At 55.7% G+C, this 16,683-nt stretch carries 14 protein-coding genes and 1 pseudogene; 10 read left to right on the top strand and 5 right to left on the bottom strand.

Annotation, left to right across the window (positions count from 1 at the left end):
• The first annotated feature begins 105 nt into the window (after positions 1 to 105).
• The 4 genes and pseudogenes from OGX75_RS01275 to OGX75_RS01260 form a co-directional block, all read left to right on the top strand.
• Positions 106 to 744, top strand: a complete 639-nt coding sequence (locus tag OGX75_RS01275) for a YjbF family lipoprotein (protein WP_115615257.1) — start codon at positions 106 to 108, stop codon at positions 742 to 744.
• On the top strand, positions 741 to 1,478 hold the full coding sequence (locus tag OGX75_RS01270) for a capsule biosynthesis GfcC family protein (RefSeq protein ID WP_012134659.1): 738 nt from the start codon (positions 741 to 743) through the stop codon (positions 1,476 to 1,478). The genes OGX75_RS01275 and OGX75_RS01270 overlap by 4 nt, the downstream gene beginning before the upstream one ends.
• Complete coding sequence (locus OGX75_RS01265; RefSeq protein ID WP_071257660.1) at positions 1,478 to 3,574, top strand: YjbH domain-containing protein; 2,097 nt, start codon at positions 1,478 to 1,480, stop codon at positions 3,572 to 3,574. The genes OGX75_RS01270 and OGX75_RS01265 overlap by 1 nt, the downstream gene beginning before the upstream one ends.
• A 15-nt stretch (positions 3,575 to 3,589) precedes the next feature.
• Positions 3,590 to 3,688 (top strand): annotated as a pseudogene (locus OGX75_RS01260) (hypothetical protein); the annotation flags it as partial.
• Here the strand turns inward: OGX75_RS01260 and OGX75_RS01255 are convergent.
• On the bottom strand, positions 3,671 to 4,123 hold the full coding sequence (locus OGX75_RS01255) for an acyltransferase (protein WP_024130839.1): 453 nt from the start codon (positions 4,121 to 4,123) through the stop codon (positions 3,671 to 3,673). The pseudogene OGX75_RS01260 and the gene OGX75_RS01255 overlap by 18 nt on opposite strands.
• A gap of 141 nt (positions 4,124 to 4,264) precedes the next feature.
• On the opposite strand from OGX75_RS01255, the gene psiE reads away from it, so the two are divergent.
• Positions 4,265 to 4,675: a phosphate-starvation-inducible protein PsiE gene (psiE, locus tag OGX75_RS01250; RefSeq protein WP_012907714.1), complete on the top strand. Its 411-nt coding sequence runs from the start codon at positions 4,265 to 4,267 to the stop codon at positions 4,673 to 4,675.
• A gap of 105 nt (positions 4,676 to 4,780) precedes the next feature.
• Here psiE and malG read toward each other — a convergent pair whose 3' ends face one another.
• The 3 genes from malG to malE all read right to left on the bottom strand — a co-directional run bounded on the left by malG (position 4,781) and on the right by malE (position 8,549).
• Complete coding sequence (gene malG, locus OGX75_RS01245) at positions 4,781 to 5,671, bottom strand: maltose ABC transporter permease MalG (RefSeq protein WP_012134654.1); 891 nt, start codon at positions 5,669 to 5,671, stop codon at positions 4,781 to 4,783.
• A gap of 14 nt (positions 5,672 to 5,685) precedes the next feature.
• Complete coding sequence (gene malF / locus OGX75_RS01240) at positions 5,686 to 7,230, bottom strand: maltose ABC transporter permease MalF (RefSeq protein WP_286450952.1); 1,545 nt, start codon at positions 7,228 to 7,230, stop codon at positions 5,686 to 5,688.
• A 128-nt stretch (positions 7,231 to 7,358) separates the two neighbouring features.
• Positions 7,359 to 8,549, bottom strand: coding sequence for a maltose/maltodextrin ABC transporter substrate-binding protein MalE (malE, locus tag OGX75_RS01235; protein WP_024130838.1), 1,191 nt, complete (start codon positions 8,547 to 8,549; stop codon positions 7,359 to 7,361).
• Between the two features lie 371 nt (positions 8,550 to 8,920).
• Between malE and malK the strand changes: the two genes are divergently transcribed.
• The 5 genes from malK (at position 8,921) to ubiA (ending at position 14,171) form a co-directional block, all read left to right on the top strand.
• Positions 8,921 to 10,030 carry a maltose/maltodextrin ABC transporter ATP-binding protein MalK gene (gene malK, locus OGX75_RS01230; RefSeq protein ID WP_012134650.1) on the top strand — a complete coding sequence of 370 codons (1,110 nt, stop codon included), beginning with the start codon at positions 8,921 to 8,923 and terminating at the stop codon, positions 10,028 to 10,030.
• Between the two features lie 131 nt (positions 10,031 to 10,161).
• Positions 10,162 to 11,514 carry a maltoporin gene (locus tag OGX75_RS01225; RefSeq protein WP_024130837.1) on the top strand — a complete coding sequence of 451 codons (1,353 nt, stop codon included), beginning with the start codon at positions 10,162 to 10,164 and terminating at the stop codon, positions 11,512 to 11,514.
• Positions 11,515 to 11,668: 154 nt separating this feature from the next.
• The gene (malM, locus tag OGX75_RS01220; RefSeq protein WP_012134648.1) at positions 11,669 to 12,610 is read left to right on the top strand and encodes a maltose operon protein MalM; all 942 of its coding nucleotides are present in this window, start codon (positions 11,669 to 11,671) and stop codon (positions 12,608 to 12,610) included.
• Positions 12,611 to 12,791: 181 nt separating this feature from the next.
• On the top strand, positions 12,792 to 13,289 hold the full coding sequence (gene ubiC, locus OGX75_RS01215; protein ID WP_012134646.1) for a chorismate lyase: 498 nt from the start codon (positions 12,792 to 12,794) through the stop codon (positions 13,287 to 13,289).
• 12 nt (positions 13,290 to 13,301) lie between these two features.
• Complete coding sequence (ubiA, locus tag OGX75_RS01210) at positions 13,302 to 14,171, top strand: 4-hydroxybenzoate octaprenyltransferase (protein WP_110494805.1); 870 nt, start codon at positions 13,302 to 13,304, stop codon at positions 14,169 to 14,171.
• Positions 14,172 to 14,262: 91 nt separating this feature from the next.
• On the opposite strand, the gene plsB is transcribed toward ubiA, so the two are convergent.
• On the bottom strand, positions 14,263 to 16,683 hold the full coding sequence (gene plsB / locus OGX75_RS01205; protein ID WP_049011993.1) for a glycerol-3-phosphate 1-O-acyltransferase PlsB: 2,421 nt from the start codon (positions 16,681 to 16,683) through the stop codon (positions 14,263 to 14,265).

The raw sequence follows: 16,683 nt of genomic DNA, 5'->3' as shown, positions 1-16,683 counted from the left end.
CCGGTACGTTTAATCATAACCACACTTCGGTGTGGTTATTTTAGCTTGCCTGAGCCTGTGGGACTTCCTGGCCGGGGCCACCCGGCAATAATGCGGAGAAGAGTCGTGAAGCGACCTGGAATTATCATCATTTGCCTGCTGTTACAGGCTTGCTCAGCCACCACTAAAGGTCTGGGTAATTCGCTGTGGGACAGTCTGTTCGGTACGCCGGGCGTACAACTGACGGACGATGACATTCAAAACATGCCTTATGCCAGCCAGTACATGCAGCTCAATGGCGGGCCGCAGCTGTTTGTGGTGCTCGCTTTCGCAGAGAACGGGCAGCAGAAATGGGTGACGCAGGATCAGGCCACCATCGTGACCCAGCATGGTCGCCTGATTAAAACCCTGCTCGGCGGCGATAATCTGATCGGTGTGAATAATCTGGCGGCTGACCCATTGGCCAGACCGGCACAAATCGTAGATGGCGCAACGTGGACGCGCACGATGGGCTGGACGGAACATAAACAGGTGCGTTACGCCACCGCCCGCTCGGTCTTTAAATGGGATGGCGCTGACAGCATTAAGGTCGGTAGCGATGTAACCGCCGTTCGCGTACTGGATGAAGAAGTTACAACCGACCAGGCGCGCTGGCATAACCGCTACTGGATCGACAGCGAAGGGCAAATCCGCCAGTCGGAGCAGTATCTGGGGGCGGACTACTTCCCGGTGAAAACCACGCTCATTAAGGCGGCAAAACAATGATGAAACAGACCATTGCAGCGCTGGCCCTGAGTTTGTGCGCTTCCTCATCTTTTGCCGCAGGCACCGTGAAGGTGTTTGCCGCAGGCAGCACAGAACCGAAGACGCTCACCGGCGCGGAACATCTGATCGATCTGGTCGGGCAGCCGAAACTGGCGAACAGCTGGTGGCCTGGCGCGGTTATCAGCGAAGAGCGGGCTACCGCCACGGCGCAGCGCCAGCAGCAGGAATTATTGGGCCGCCTGGCTGCGTTTGGCGCAGAGAAAAGCGGCGATGACGCCGCCGCAATCAATACGCTGCGCCAGCAGGTGCAGACATTGAAAGTGACCGGCAGACAGCTCGTTAACCTTGACCCGGATACCGTGCGCGTCAGCGAACGGGGCAATCCGCCGTTGCAGGGCCATTACACGCTGTGGGTTGGCGGGCAGCCGACAGATATTACGCTGTTTGGATTGGTTAGCCAGCCGGGTAAACGGCCCTTCAGCCCGGGGCGGGACGTGGCCAGTTACCTTGATGAGCAAAGCCTGCTCAGCGGGGCGGATCGCAGCTATGCGTGGGTTGTCTATCCCGACGGACGCACGCAGAAAGCGCCGGTCGCTTACTGGAACAAGCGTCACGTTGAGCCGATGCCTGGCAGCATCATTTTTGTCGGTCTTACGGATTCTCTATGGAGCAACACGCCGGATGCGCTTAACGCCGACATTCTTCGTACTCTGACGCAGCGGATACCCGAATAATGAAAAAAACACATCTGCTCAGCTTACTGGCGCTGGGCATCAGCGCAGCCTGCCATGCCGAAACATATCCGGCTCCCATTGGGCCGTCACAATCTGACTTCGGCGGCGTGGGGCTGCTGCAAACGCCAACGGCGCGAATGGCGCGGGAAGGGGAGATGAGCCTGAACTATCGTGATAACGATCAGTATCGCTACTACTCCGCGTCGATACAGTTGTTCCCGTGGCTGGAAACCACGCTGCGCTATACCGACGTGCGTACCAGACAATACAGCAGCGTGGAGTCGTTTTCCGGCAACCAGACCTACAAAGACAAAGCCTTCGACCTGAAACTGCGGTTATGGGAAGAGAGCTACTGGATGCCGCAGGTGGCGGTCGGCGCAAGAGATATCGGCGGGACGGGGCTGTTCGATGCGGAATACATTGTGGCGAATAAAGCCTGGGGGCCGTTTGATTTCTCGCTCGGTCTTGGCTGGGGTTATCTGGGCACCAGCGGCAACGTGAGCAATCCGTTTTGCTCATACAGCGATAAATTCTGTCACCGCGATAACAGTTATAAACAGGCCGGTTCCGTCAACGGCAGCGATATGTTCCACGGGCCAGCGTCGCTGTTTGGCGGGGTGGAGTATCAAACGCCCTGGCAGCCTCTGCGCCTGAAACTGGAGTATGAAGGCAACAATTATCAGCAGGATTTCGCGGGTAAGCTGGAGCAGAAGAGCAAGTTTAACGTCGGCGCCATTTACCGCGTCACCGATTGGGCCGACGTTAACCTCAGCTATGAACGCGGCAACACCTTCATGTTTGGCGTGACGCTGCGGACAAACTTCAACGATTTGCGCCCATCGTATAACGATAACGCGCGACCGAAATATCAGCCTGAGCCGCAGGACGCCATCCTGCAACACTCGGTCGTCGCTAACCAGTTGACGCTGCTGAAATACAACGCCGGACTGGCGGACCCTAAAATTCAGGTGAAAGGCGATACGCTGTACGTCACCGGCGAGCAGGTGAAATACCGTGACTCGCGGGAAGGGATCGAACGCGCGAATCGGATCGTCATGAACGATCTGCCAGAAGGGGTTCGCACGATCCGCGTGACGGAAAACCGTCTCAATATGCCGCAGGTCACTACGGAAACCGATGTCGCCAGCCTGAAACGCCATCTGGAAGGCGAGCCATTAGGACACGAGACCCCACTGGCACAAAAACGTGTGGAGCCGATCGTGCCGGAAACAACCGAGCAGGGTTGGTATATCGATAAATCGCGCTTTGATTTCCATATCGATCCGGTGTTGAACCAGTCTGTCGGCGGCCCGGAAAATTTCTATATGTACCAGCTTGGCGTGATGGGGACGGCGGATCTGTGGGTAACGGATCATCTGCTTACCACCGGCAGTCTGTTTGCCAATATCGCCAACAATTACGACAAATTTAACTACACCAACCCACCGAACGATTCGCATCTTCCGCGTGTGCGTACCCATGTGCGCGAATATGTGCAGAACGATATCTATGTGAATAACCTGCAAGCCAACTACTTCCAGTACCTCGGCAACGGTTTCTACGGCCAGGTTTACGGCGGTTATCTGGAGACCATGTACGGCGGCGCAGGGGCGGAAGTGCTGTATCGCCCGGTCGACAGCAACTGGGCGTTTGGTCTTGACGCTAACTACGTGAAACAGCGTGACTGGCGTAGCGCGCAGGATATGATGAAATTCACCGATTACAGCGTGAAAACCGGTCACTTGACCGCCTACTGGACGCCGTCGTTTGCTCAGGATGTGCTGGTGAAAGCGAGCGTCGGTCAATATCTGGCTGGCGACAAGGGCGGTACGCTGGAAATCGCGAAACGCTTTGACAGCGGCGTGGTGGTTGGCGGCTATGCCACGATCACCGATGTGTCGCCGGACGAGTACGGGGAAGGGGATTTCACCAAAGGCGTGTACGTGTCGGTACCGTTGGATCTCTTCTCGTCCAGCCCAACCCGCAGCCGCGCAGCGATTGGCTGGACGCCGCTGACGCGTGACGGCGGTCAGCAGCTTGGTCGGAAGTTTGGTCTGTACGATATGACCAGCGACCGCAACGTGAATTTCCGCTGATCGAGCCGTTGCCAGCCGGATGGCGCTACGCTTATCCGGCCTACAAACCGCATTCATTGTAGGCCGGATAAGGCGTTTACGCCGCCATCCGGCAATTTACAGGCGACGCAATAATTTTGCCGGGTTTCCGGCATATACGCCTTTCTCGGTGATCGATTTAGTGACCACGCTTCCCGCGCCGATCACTGTGCCGTCGCAAATGCTGACGGCCAGGATGGTCGCGCCGCTGCCGATGGAAACATTGCTGCCGATCTCAATTCGCCCCCAGTTCTGCCTGTTCGGGTCAGGCTTTCCTTCACGAAACATGTCGTTAGCGAACATTACGCCGTGGCCGATAAAGCAATCGCGTCCAATCGTGACATATTCGCAAACAAACGTATGGGACTGAATTTTTGTGTTTGCGCCAATCTGTGTATTACCCTGTATTTCGACAAAAGGTCCGATGAAAACATTGTCGCCAAGCTGGCAGTCGTACAGGTTTGCGGGCTCATAAATCACCACATTTTCACCGCAGGTGACGTTGCGGACGGTAGCGTGTTTTAACTGCATTTTCCCTTCTCTTTGAAACATGCCATGACAGAGATCATTCTCCGCTGACCTTTGCTGCACAAAACATAAACAAAAAATATAGATCTCCGTCACATTTTTGCGTTATACAGGAACCTTGCTACTGAGAAAGAGGGTGCTGCTATGACGTCACTATCTCGTCCACGCGTGGAGTTTATCTCCACGATCCTACAGACCGTGCTGAATCTTGGGCTGTTAAGTCTGGGCCTGATCCTGGTCGTTTTCCTCGGTAAAGAGACCTTACATCTGGCGGATGTGCTGTTCGCGCCGGAGCAAACCAGCAAATACGAGCTGGTGGAAGGGCTGGTGGTCTACTTTCTCTACTTTGAGTTTATTGCGTTGATTGTGAAGTATTTCCAGTCAGGTTTTCATTTCCCGCTGCGCTACTTTGTCTATATCGGGATCACCGCGATTGTGCGGCTGATCATCGTCGATCATAAATCGCCGATGGATGTGCTGATCTACTCTGCGGCGATCCTGTTATTGGTGATCACCCTGTGGTTATGTAATTCGAAACGGCTAAAACGGGAATAAAAAATGGCGCTCCGAGGAGCGCCGAAGAACAGTCACAAGTTGGGATAATATAAGTTGAGGGTTGCAGTGGCATTGCCCGTTTCCGGGCAGGTACATCAATGAAACTTAGCCTTTCACACCGCCCGCCGTCAGGCCGTTGACCAGCCAACGCTGGGCCAGCAGGAACACCAGCGTGATCGGGATGGCGGACAACACGGCTGCGGCGGCAAAATCACCCCACAGATAGTTTTGCGGGTTGAGGTACTGCTGCATACCTACCGCCAGGGTATAGCTGTTTACATCACGCAGTAACAGCGAGGCGACAGGAACTTCAGTGATGGCGGCAATGAACGACAGAATAAAGACCACCGCCAGAATCGGCACCGAGAGCGGCAGCAGCACCAGGCGGAAAGCCTGCCACGGCGTCGCGCCATCCAGCGCCGCCGCTTCTTCCAGCGAACCGTCGATGGTTTCGAAATAGCCTTTAATCGTCCAGACGTGCAGCGCAATCCCGCCCAGGTAAGCGAAAATCACCCCGCCGTGGGTATTCAGACCGATAAACGGAATGTACTGGCCGAGACGGTCGAACAACGCGTACAACGCCACCAGTGACAGCACCGCCGGGAACATCTGGAAAATCAGCATCCCTTTGAGCAACGTCGCTTTGCCGGGAAAGCGCATACGGGCAAACGCGTAAGCGCAGGTCGTAGAGAGCGCCACGATGCCAATGGCGGTGATCGCCGCGACTTTGATCGAGTTCCACAGCCATAACAGAACCGGGAAGGGGGGCGGCGTGACACGGCCATCAGCGTGTTCCACGCTGAAGCCCAATGCCAGCCGCCAGTGCTCCCAGGAGATGCGTTCCGGGATCAGGCTCCCGGTTGCGAAGTTGCCTTCACGCAGCGAAATGGCGACGACCATCAGCAGCGGGAACATGATTGCCGCGATAAAAATCAGCAGCCCTAAGTGCGTGATAAAGAGACGCAGCTTTTGAGATTTGGGTTGAACCATTGCCATTGTTGTTATCTCCCTTAATCAAACTTCATACGCGTGGCTTTCAGGTTCACGATGGCCAGCGCGCCAACCAGCAGGAAGATCAGCGTGGCGATCGCGGCCGCCAGACCGAAGTCCTGGCCCCCGCCGCCTTCAAAGGCGATGCGGTAGGTGTAGCTCACGAGCAGGTCGGTATAACCGGCTGGCGTAGTGGTGCCGAGGCGGTCCGGGCCGCCGTTGGTCAGAAGCTGAATCAGTACGAAGTTGTTAAAGTTAAAGGCAAAGCTGGCGATCATCAGCGGCGTCAGCGGCTTAATCAGCAGCGGGAATGTAATCTTAAAGAAGTTCTGGAACGGCCCCGCGCCGTCCATTGCCGAGGCTTCGTACAGATCGTCTGGAATCGCTTTCAGCAGGCCCATGCAGAGGATCATCATGTACGGATAGCCCAGCCAGGTGTTGACGATAATGACCATCGTGCGGGCGGTGTTCGGGTCGCTGAACCAGGCCGGTTTGAGGCCAAACAGCGCGCTCAGCATCATGTTGATCTCACCAAAGCTCTGGTTGAATAAACCTTTGAAGATCAGAATCGAGATGAACGACGGCACCGCATACGGCAGAATCAGCAGCACGCGGTAAATCGCTTTACCTTTCAGCGCTTCCCACTGTACGAGGCAGGCCAGCACCATCCCAACCGCCACGGTCAGCAGCACGGTGAGAACTGAGAACACCACGGTCCAGACGAAGATCGCGAAGAACGGTTTCTGGATACCCTCGTCAGTAAAGACGCGGGAGAAATTGTCCCAGCCGATGGTCACGGTGTAGCCTGGGCTCAGTTTTTCGTCGCCCCAGTTGCCGTCCGCGTTGATGGCCTGATAGTAGCCAATATCGTTGTTTGGCCGATACGCCACGCCGCTCTGGTTATTTGTCAGCGCGCCGTCGCTGGCGAGGGTATAGAGCGGCTGGGTGCCGGAAAACTGGCGCAGCGAGCTCATGATGACCTTGCTTTCATCGGGCAAAACGGCGGTAAGCTGGTTCAGCGCCTGACGATTTTGGGTGATGATGCGCAGGTTGGCGCGTTCACCGGTCGGCAGCGCGTCAGCCTCTTTCAGTTGCAGTTTTTGTTCGCCGCCGAATTTAAAGGCGTCGGAGAGATAATTCTTGCCGGTTTCGCCGTCGGTGAGGGCCAGTTGCCACTCGTCACCCGCCGGATACAGGCCAAAGTTATAGGTTTTGCCCGCCTGATAAGAACGATCCATCAGCACCTGCTGGGCGCGTTCAAAGGTGAGCTGGTTGGTGCTGCTGTAGTTGGTAAAGGCGATGGCGATAGTGCAGACCAGCGGGAACAGGACAAACAGCCCCATGCCGGCCATGCCCGGATAAACATAGCGCCAGGCATAGGTTTTACGATTCGCGAAAATATACAGGCCAGCAGAGCTTAAAATCAGCGTCATGATGGCAAACAGGTACTCCCCTTGTGCGTACATTAAAACTACAAGGTAACCCACCAGCAGGCCCAGCAGACCAATCGCTGACCACTTCAGCGCGTCGCTTTGCCACCAATGTTTCTTTTTAATGACATCCATGGGGATCTTCCTCTACAACTTTGAAATCCTGTAGGTCAGCGTGCCTGATGGCGCTGCGCTTCTCCGGCCTACTTGTTCTGTAGGCCGGAGAAGGCATTGATGCCGCCATCCGGCACACGACCTGAACATTACTTGGTGATACGGCCCTGCGCGTCTTTCAGCGCGGCGTCGACAGTCTGACGACCGCTGGCAGCGTTGATAACTGCCGTACGAACCGCATACCAGAAGGCTGACATCTGCGGAATGTTCGGCATAATTTCGCCTTTCTGGGCGTTATCCATCGTGGCGGCGATACGCGGATCTTTCGCTAACTGATCCTGGAAGGATTTCAGCGCAACCGCGCCCAGCGGTTTGTCCTTGTTCACGTCGTCCAGACCCTGATCGGTCAGCAGGTAGTTTTCGAGGAACTCTTTCGCCAGCTCTTTGTTCGGGCTGGCGGCGTTAATGCCCGCGCTCAGCACGCCAACGAACGGTTTAGACGGTTTGCCTTTGAATGTCGGCAGCAGTGTCACGCCGTAATTGATTTTGCTCTTGTCGATGTTTGACCACGCCCACGGACCGTTGATGGTCATCGCCGTTTCGCCTTTGTTAAAGGCGGCTTCCGCGATGGAGTAATCGGTATCGGCGTTCATGTGTTTGTTTTTGATCATATCGACCAGGAAGCCCAGACCGGCTTTCGCCCCTGCGCTGTCTACGCCGACATCTTTCACGTCATACTTACCGTTCTCAAACTTGAACGCGTAACCGCCATCGGCGGCAATCAGCGGCCAGGTGAAGTACGGTTCTTGCAGGTTGAACATCAGCGCGCTCTTACCTTTCGCCTTCAGCTCTTTATCCAGCGCCGGGATCTCTTCCCAGGTTTTCGGCGGGTTCGGAACGAGGTCTTTGTTGTAAATCAGGGACAGCGCTTCAACCGCGATCGGGTAGGCGATCAGCTTGCCGTTGTAACGCACCGCATCCCAGGTGAATGGATAGAGCTTGTCCTGGAACGCCTGGTCCGGGGTGATCTCAGCCAGCAGGCCAGACTGTGCGTAGCCGCCAAAACGGTCATGCGCCCAGAAGATGATGTCCGGGCCGTCACCGGTGGCCGCAACCTGAGGGAATTTCTCTTCCAGCTTGTCCGGGTGCTCAACGGTGACTTTAATGCCAGTGTCTTGTTCGAATTTTTTGCCCACTTCAGCGAGGCCGTTGTAGCCTTTGTCGCCGTTAATCCAGATAACCAGCTTACCTTCTTCAATCTTGGCGAGAGCCGAGGCGGAAAACATCATCGTCGTCAGTGCGGACAATGCGAGGATGCGTGCGCCAGTTTTGATTTTCATATCTCCCATCCTTTTTGGTGATGTGCTCGTGGATACACAGAGGTGGCTTAACGGTATCTAGTTTCTTTATACGACAACCTCTTTCCATCCTCCTTACCCCTACGCCCCACCCCTTCTTTATGTGATCTGTGTTGCATAAATGTGAGTAATGCGTGTTGGCGCACATAAAAACACCGCGATTTTTGCAGGTGACATCACGAAATTCCTCGGCGGGGCGCGGCCCGGGTCTCAGACGCTGCTCCCTCATCCTCCCGCCTCCTCCCCCATAAAAAAGCCGGGGGGTGGAGGATTTACGCAATCAAGGGATAACGCATAGTCAGGCCATCATGAATGTTGCTGTCGATGACAGGTTGTAACGAAGGGAGAAGGGCATGGCGAGCGTACAGCTACGAAATGTAACGAAAGCCTGGGGTGACGTGGTGGTATCGAAAGATATCAATCTCGACATTCACGAAGGGGAATTCGTGGTGTTTGTCGGACCGTCAGGCTGCGGGAAATCGACCTTGCTGCGTATGATCGCCGGACTTGAAACCATCACCAGCGGAGATCTGTTCATTGGGGAAGCCCGTATGAACGACATCCCGCCCGCCGAACGCGGCGTGGGGATGGTTTTCCAGTCCTATGCGCTCTACCCCCACCTGTCCGTGGCAGAAAACATGTCTTTTGGTTTGAAGCTGGCGGGGGCCAAAAAAGAGGTGATGAATCAGCGTGTGAATCAGGTGGCGGAAGTGCTGCAACTGGCGCACCTGCTGGAGCGCAAGCCGAAAGCGCTCTCCGGCGGCCAGCGCCAGCGCGTGGCGATAGGCCGCACGCTGGTGGCGGAACCGCGCGTGTTCCTGCTTGATGAGCCGCTGTCTAACCTTGATGCCGCACTGCGCGTGCAGATGCGTATCGAAATCTCCCGCCTGCATAAGCGTCTGGGCCGCACGATGATTTACGTGACCCACGATCAGGTCGAAGCGATGACGCTGGCCGACAAAATCGTGGTGCTGGATGCCGGCCGCGTGGCGCAGGTCGGTAAGCCGCTGGAGCTGTACCACTATCCGGCGGATCGCTTCGTCGCAGGCTTTATCGGTTCCCCGAAAATGAACTTCCTGCCGGTGAAAGTCACCGCGACCGCTATCGAGCAGGTGCAGGTTGAGCTGCCGAACCGCCAGAACGTCTGGCTGCCGGTAGAAAGCAACGGCGTTCAGGTCGGGGCAAATATGTCTTTAGGTATTCGTCCAGAGCATCTGCTGCCCAGCGACATCGCCGATGTCACCCTGGAAGGCGAGGTTCAGGTCGTCGAACAACTTGGTCACGAAACACAAATTCATATCCAGATCCCCGCCATTCGTCAAAACCTGGTTTACCGCCAGAACGACGTGGTGTTGGTAGAAGAGGGTGCCACATTCGCTATCGGTCTGCCGCCAGAGCGTTGCCATCTGTTCCGTGAAGATGGTTCCGCATGCCGTCGGCTGCATAAGGAGCCGGGCGTTTAAGGTCCCCATTAAAAAACAAAACGCAAAACCATTCGAGGATGCATCAAGGCGGCAAGTGAAAAACACCGCCAACAAAGAGGCAGTCCGAAGGGGGACGCGTTTAAAGAAAAGCAATGATCTCAGGAGATAGAATAATGATTACTCTGCGCAAACTTCCTCTGGCGGTTGCCGTCGCAGCAGGCGTTATGTCTGCTCAGGCAATGGCAGTGGATTTTCATGGTTATGCTCGTTCCGGTATCGGCTGGACGGGTAGTGGCGGCGAACAACAATGTTTCCAGGCAACTGGCGCTCAAAGTAAATACCGTCTTGGTAACGAATGTGAAACCTATGCGGAATTGAAACTGGGTCAGGAAGTGTGGAAAGAAGGCGACAAGAGCTTTTATTTCGACACTAACGTGGCCTACTCCGTAGCGCAACAGAATGACTGGGAAGCAACCGATCCGGCGTTCCGTGAAGCCAACGTGCAGGGTAAAAACCTGATTGACTGGCTGCCAGGCTCCACCATCTGGGCGGGTAAGCGCTTCTATCAGCGTCATGACGTTCACATGATCGACTTCTACTACTGGGATATTTCTGGTCCTGGTGCGGGTATCGAAAACATCGACCTGGGCTTCGGTAAACTGTCTCTGGCAGCGACCCGCTCTCAGGAAGCCGGTGGTTCCTACACCTTCAGCAGCCAGGATATTTACAACTCTTCTAAAGACACCGCCAACGACGTCTTCGACGTGCGTTTAGCCGGTCTGGAAACGAACCCGGATGGCGTGCTGGAACTGGGTGTCGACTATGGTCGCGCAAACACCACTGACGATTATCGCCTGGCTGACGGCGCATCTAAAGACGGCTGGATGTTCACTGCTGAACATACCCAGAGCATGCTGAAGGGCTACAACAAGTTTGTGGTTCAGTACGCCACTGACGCGATGACCACGCAGGGTAAAGGTATTCCTCAGGGTTCTTACGGCTCGACTTTTGATATCGGCGAAGGCGACGATCAGCTCCATTATGTCGATCGTTACGTCAATAACAACGGTAAGCTGTGGCGTATTCTGGACCACGGGGCGATCTCTCTGGGCGACCGTTGGGACCTGATGTACGTCGGTATGTTCCAGAAACAGGACCTGGATAACGATCTGGGTACTGACTGGTGGACCGTGGGCGTTCGTCCGATGTTCAAATGGACGCCGATCATGAGCACCCTGCTGGAAGTCGGTTACGACAACGTCAAATCTCAGCAGACTGGCGATCGCAACAACCAGTACAAAATCACCCTGGCGCAACAATGGCAGGCTGGCGACAGCATCTGGTCCCGCCCGGCCATCCGTCTCTTCGCAACCTACGCGAAGTGGGATGAGAAATGGGGCTATATCAAAGATGGCGATAACACATTGCGTTATGCCGCATCGAATAACTCCGGCTTTAACACAACCAGCCGTGGCGACAACGATGAGTGGTCCTTCGGCGCCCAGATGGAAATCTGGTGGTAATACGTGACATAACGAGGGGGGCGCAAGTCCCCCGGTAACGAGATGCAGGCCGGATAAGGCGTAGCCGCTATCCGGCATTATCTGCACCGTTTCTCGCGGTTTAGCGCGCTATTGCCTGGCCACCGCTGAACCCGTGCTATCTGAGGTGATAACAATGAAAATGAAGAAAAGTCTCGTCGCCCTTTGTTTATCTGCGGGGTTGCTGGCAAGCGCACCAGGCATCAGCCTGGCGGATGTAAACTATGTTCCGCAAAACACCAGCGCAGCGCCTGCGATTCCGACCGCCGCACTACAACAACTCACCTGGACGCCTGTCGACCAGTCCAGTACGCAGTCCACACAGCTTTCTACCGGTGGTCAGCGGCTTGACGTCGCCGGTATTACAGGCCCGGTTGCCGCGTATAGCGTACCGGCGAACATCGGTGAGCTCACGCTGACATTGAGCAGCGAAGTTAACAAACAAACCAGCGTATTTGCACCGAACGTGCTGATTCTCGACCAGAACCTGACGCCTTCAGCGTTTTTCCCCAGCAGCTACTTTACCTACCAGGCCCCCGGCGTGATGAGCGCGGATCGTCTGGAAGGGGTGATGCGCCTGACGCCCGCGCTGGGCCAGCAGAAGCTGTACGTTCTGGTGTTTACCACCAATAACGATCTCCAGCAGACCACCACGCTGCTTGACCCGGCAAAAGCGTATGCGAAAGGTGTGGGTAATGCCGTCCCGGATATTCCCGATCCGATCGCGCGCCACACGACTGATGGCCTGCTGAAACTGAAAGTGAAAACCAACAGCAGCTCCAGCGTACTGGTTGGCCCGCTGTTTGGTTCTTCCGGTCCGGGACCTGTCACCGTCGGCAACACTGCGGCACCGGCGACCGCCTATACCGCACCAGCCGTTGCCGCGCCAGCGCCTGCCCCGGCGAAGAAAAGCGAGCCAATGCTGAACGACACGGAAAGCTACTTCAACAATGCGATTAAGGACGCGGTAGCGAAAGGTGACGTTGATAAAGCTCTGAAACTGCTTGATGAAGCCGAACGCCTGGGATCGACATCTGCCCGTTCCACGTTTATCAGCAGTGTAAAAGGCAAGGGGTAAGCGTCTCCCCACATTGCTGATTTTGCAACAACTGGTGCGTCTCCTGGCGCACCTTTTTTTTAGCATTCCATGCGAGTTGTTACACTTCTGTTGCGCAACCGATCACTTAATTATGTTTACGCCTCCCGTAATCTCTTTTCTGCGATACAATGCCTTTACGTTATGAAACGGAGAGTACGGCATGTCACACCCTGCGTTAACGCAACTGCGTGCGCTGCGCTATTTTAAAGAGATTCCTGCGCTGGATTCCCGGTTGCTCGACTGGTTACTTCTGGAAGATTCCATGACCAAACGTTTTGAGCAAGAAGGGAAACGGGTAAGCGTGACATTGCTTCGGGAAGCGTTTGTTGGTCCACATGAAGTGGCTGAAGAGGTGGCGCTGCTACCGGTCGAATCCCGCTACTGGTTACGTGAAATTTTGTTATGTGCAGACGGCGAACCCTGGCTTGCCGGGCGTACCGTCGTGCCTGAATCAACGTTGTGCGGCCCTGAGCTGGCCTTACAAAATCTGGGAAAAACGCCGTTAGGGCGCTACCTGTTTACATCATCAACGTTGACCCGAGATTTTATTGAGATTGGTCGTGATGCCGCACTGTGGGGGCGTCGTTCCCGCCTGCGTCTGAGCGGTAAGCCACTGATGCTTACCGAGCTGTTTTTGCCCGCATCACCGTTGTATTAAGAGGAAAACAAAATGGAGTGGAGTCTGACGCAGAATAAGCTGTTGGCGTTTCACCGCCTGATGCGTACGGATAAGCCAATCGGTGCCTTACTGCTGCTCTGGCCGACATTATGGGCGCTGTGGGTAGCGACGCCGGGAGTACCGCAACTGTGGATTCTGGCGGTGTTTGTCGCCGGGGTCTGGTTAATGCGCGCCGCCGGTTGCGTGGTCAACGATTATGCCGATCGTAAGTTTGATGGACATGTGAAACGCACGGCCAACCGACCGTTACCCAGCGGGGCGGTCACGGAGAAAGAGGCGCGCACGCTGTTTGTCGTACTGGTAGTGCTCTCCTTCCTGCTGGTATTAACGCTGAATACGATGACCATTCTGCTGTCGATTGCGGCGCTGGCGCTGGCGTGGGTCTATCCCTTCATGAAGCGTTACACCCATTTGCCGCAGGTTGTGCTGGGCGCGGCGTTCGGCTGGTCTATTCCTATGGCGTTTGCGGCGGTGAGTGAGTCCGTGCCGCTGAGCTGCTGGCTGATGTTCCTGGCCAATATCCTCTGGGCGGTGGCCTACGACACGCAGTATGCGATGGTTGACCGGGACGACGATCTGAAAATCGGCATTAAATCGACGGCCATTCTGTTCGGGCGACACGACAAACTTATTATCGGGATTTTGCAGATTGCGGTGCTGGCGCTAATGGCGCTGATTGGCTGGCTGAACGGGCTGGGCTGGGGGTATTACTGGTCGGTGCTGGTGGCCGGCGCGCTGTTTGTGTATCAGCAGAAACTGATTGTCGGGCGCGAACGTGAAGCCTGTTTTAAAGCGTTTATGAACAATAACTACGTCGGCCTGGTGCTGTTTTTAGGGCTGGCGATGAGTTACGTTGGCTGAAAAAAAGCCCGGTAGCGCTTACCGGGCCTACATAACATATTGCGCAGAACGTAGGCCGGGTAGGGCGAAGCCGCCACCCGGCTTTTTATTGTCACTCGCCCTGCGTTGCGCTCTCAATGGTCAGACGCACATCCGACGTGATCAAATCGGCCAACATCTGATACACCTTCATCGTCTGCTCAGGCTCGGCGTCTCCGGTATCGCTGATGTATTTCTCATCACGCAGAGTCAGCACCAGGGAACTGAACACCGCTTTATCGAAGAACTCCGGCGCGTTAATGCCGTGCAGAACGGAAAGACGTTGCGCGACCGTGCGGCTCTCTTTTTCCAGCGTACCGCGGTTGATCGACGGATTCGCGCTCAGCAGCCAGAAGGTGATGGCATAGCGTTGCAGCGTTTCGCGCGCGCCAGCCGCCAGCAGTTGCAGCGTGCGAGAATGTGCCGGATTGATATGCAGCTCATCGTTCTGCACGGCGATCAGCCCCTGACGTTGCATCTCACTACTCAGCGCGTCAATCACGCTGGCAAGCTCATCGTGTTCCCAGCGCAGGAACAGTTCCGCTTTCAGCATCGGATAGAGCACGTCAACATGCTGCATCAGCGCGTCACGCGAGATGTGGCGGTGCTGGGTAATGATGGCCGCCATCAGGGAAGGCAGAACCAGCATATGCGCGATGTTGTTGCGATAGTAGGTCATCAACACGGCCTGCTCGCGCGGCAGAATGATGATATCGCCGATGGTGTCTTTCTCGACCTCAAACTTGTTCATCTGCAAGGCGTGGTCGATCAGTTCACTGGCGCTCTGCGCAGGAACCGTAGAATCCGCCGCGTACGGCACGTTGCGCAGCAGGCTCAGATAGCAGTCGAGCTGTTCAGTCAGCTGCTCACGGGTCAGAGAGCGCTGGCGGGAAGCCAGCAGCGCGGTGCAGCACAGGTTCATGGCGTTGGCGGCGCCTGCGTTGTTAATGCGCACCATCAGATCGGCGGCAATGTTATTCACCGTCGGCGTCAGCCAGGCCGGGCGGATAGACTCGATAGGATCAATGGATTCACGCCACTCCGGCACATGCTGGTTGAGGTAAGTCATCAATGGCATCGGTTCGCCAAAGTTGACGTAGCCCTGACCCAGATTACGCAGTTTGCTTAAACCGCGCAGCATCTGCGGCAGGCTCTCTTTCTCTTTCGTCGCGCCACGCAACTCTTTGGCGTAAGTGCCCACTTCCATCACATGCTCATAGCCGATGTAGATTGGCACCAGCGTGATAGGACGCGTGCCGCCGCGCAACATCGCCTGAATGGTCATCGACAGCGTGCCGGTTTTCGGGTCGAGCAGACGACCGGTACGCGAGCGACCGCCTTCCACGAAATACTCAACCGAGTAACCACGGCTGAACAGCTCGCCCAGGTATTCACGGAAAACGGTGGAGTAGAGCTTGTTGCCCTTGAAGGTACGACGAATAAAGAACGCGCCCAGACGGCGGAAAATCGGACCCGCCGGCCAGAAGTTCAGGTTGATGCCCGCAGCGATATGCGGCGGCACCAGCCCCTGGTGATACAGCACGTAGGAAAGCAGCATATAGTCCATATGGCTGCGGTGGCAGGGCACATAGACAATTTCATGCCCGTCGTGCGCCAACTGGCGAACGCGCTCGGCGTTATGGACGTTAATCCCCTGATAAAGACGGTTCCAGGTAAAGCCCAGAATACGGTCGGTCAGACGGATCATCTCGTAGGAGAAGTTGGCGGCAATCTCTTCCATCAGCGCAATGGCGTTTTGCTGCGCCTTTTCATGGGAGATTTTTTTGCTGCGCGCTTCATCTTCCACGGCGCGAGCGATGGCTTTTGAAGCCAGCAGCTTGTTAAACAGATCCTGACGGGCTGGCAGACGCGGCCCGACCGCCGCCAGACGTTGACGGGCGAAGTGCATACGCGCCACGCGCGCCAGTTTCTGCGCTATTGTCTTGTCAGTGCCGTGTTCGTCAGCCATCCGACGCAAAGACACGGACGGCGAGAAACGAACAAAGCTGTCGCGTCCCAGCCAGGAGACGGCAAAGAATTTCTGCACGCCGTTCAGCATACGTAAAGGCGGGTTCTCTTCTCCTTTTTCGCGCCCCGGAGAGCGGCCAAACATCACCGATACCGGCACCATTTGCACATCCAGATCGGGATTGCTGCGGTGGAGATCGAGATAGTTGTGGAAAAGCTTAATGGACTCTTCTTTTGGCGTGTAATAGGTGAAGACACGCGGCCCGCCGTGAATAAAGACATAACGCGGCAGCAGCGTTCCGTCGATCTCCAGCGGCTCCAGCGGGTCGGGAAGATCGTGCGCCAGACACTGGGCGCGCAGCGTCAGCAGGTCTGCTTTGGAGTTGTACGGCAATACGTACATAATAGGGCGCGATGTATCAAGCCCCAACTCCGGGGCAGGATCTGCCGGAATAGACTTGCTTTTTACCAGCACGCTTAATGGTAAATTCAGTAATTTGTAGTAAATTCGTGGCCAGCCGGACAT

This window comes from Citrobacter sp. CK199, from assembly GCF_030333285.1.
In the GTDB taxonomy this organism is placed as follows: domain Bacteria; phylum Pseudomonadota; class Gammaproteobacteria; order Enterobacterales; family Enterobacteriaceae; genus Citrobacter_B; species Citrobacter_B koseri.
The sequence above is the reverse complement of the archived record's forward strand: the minus strand, read 5'-3'. Positions and strand labels throughout refer to the sequence as shown.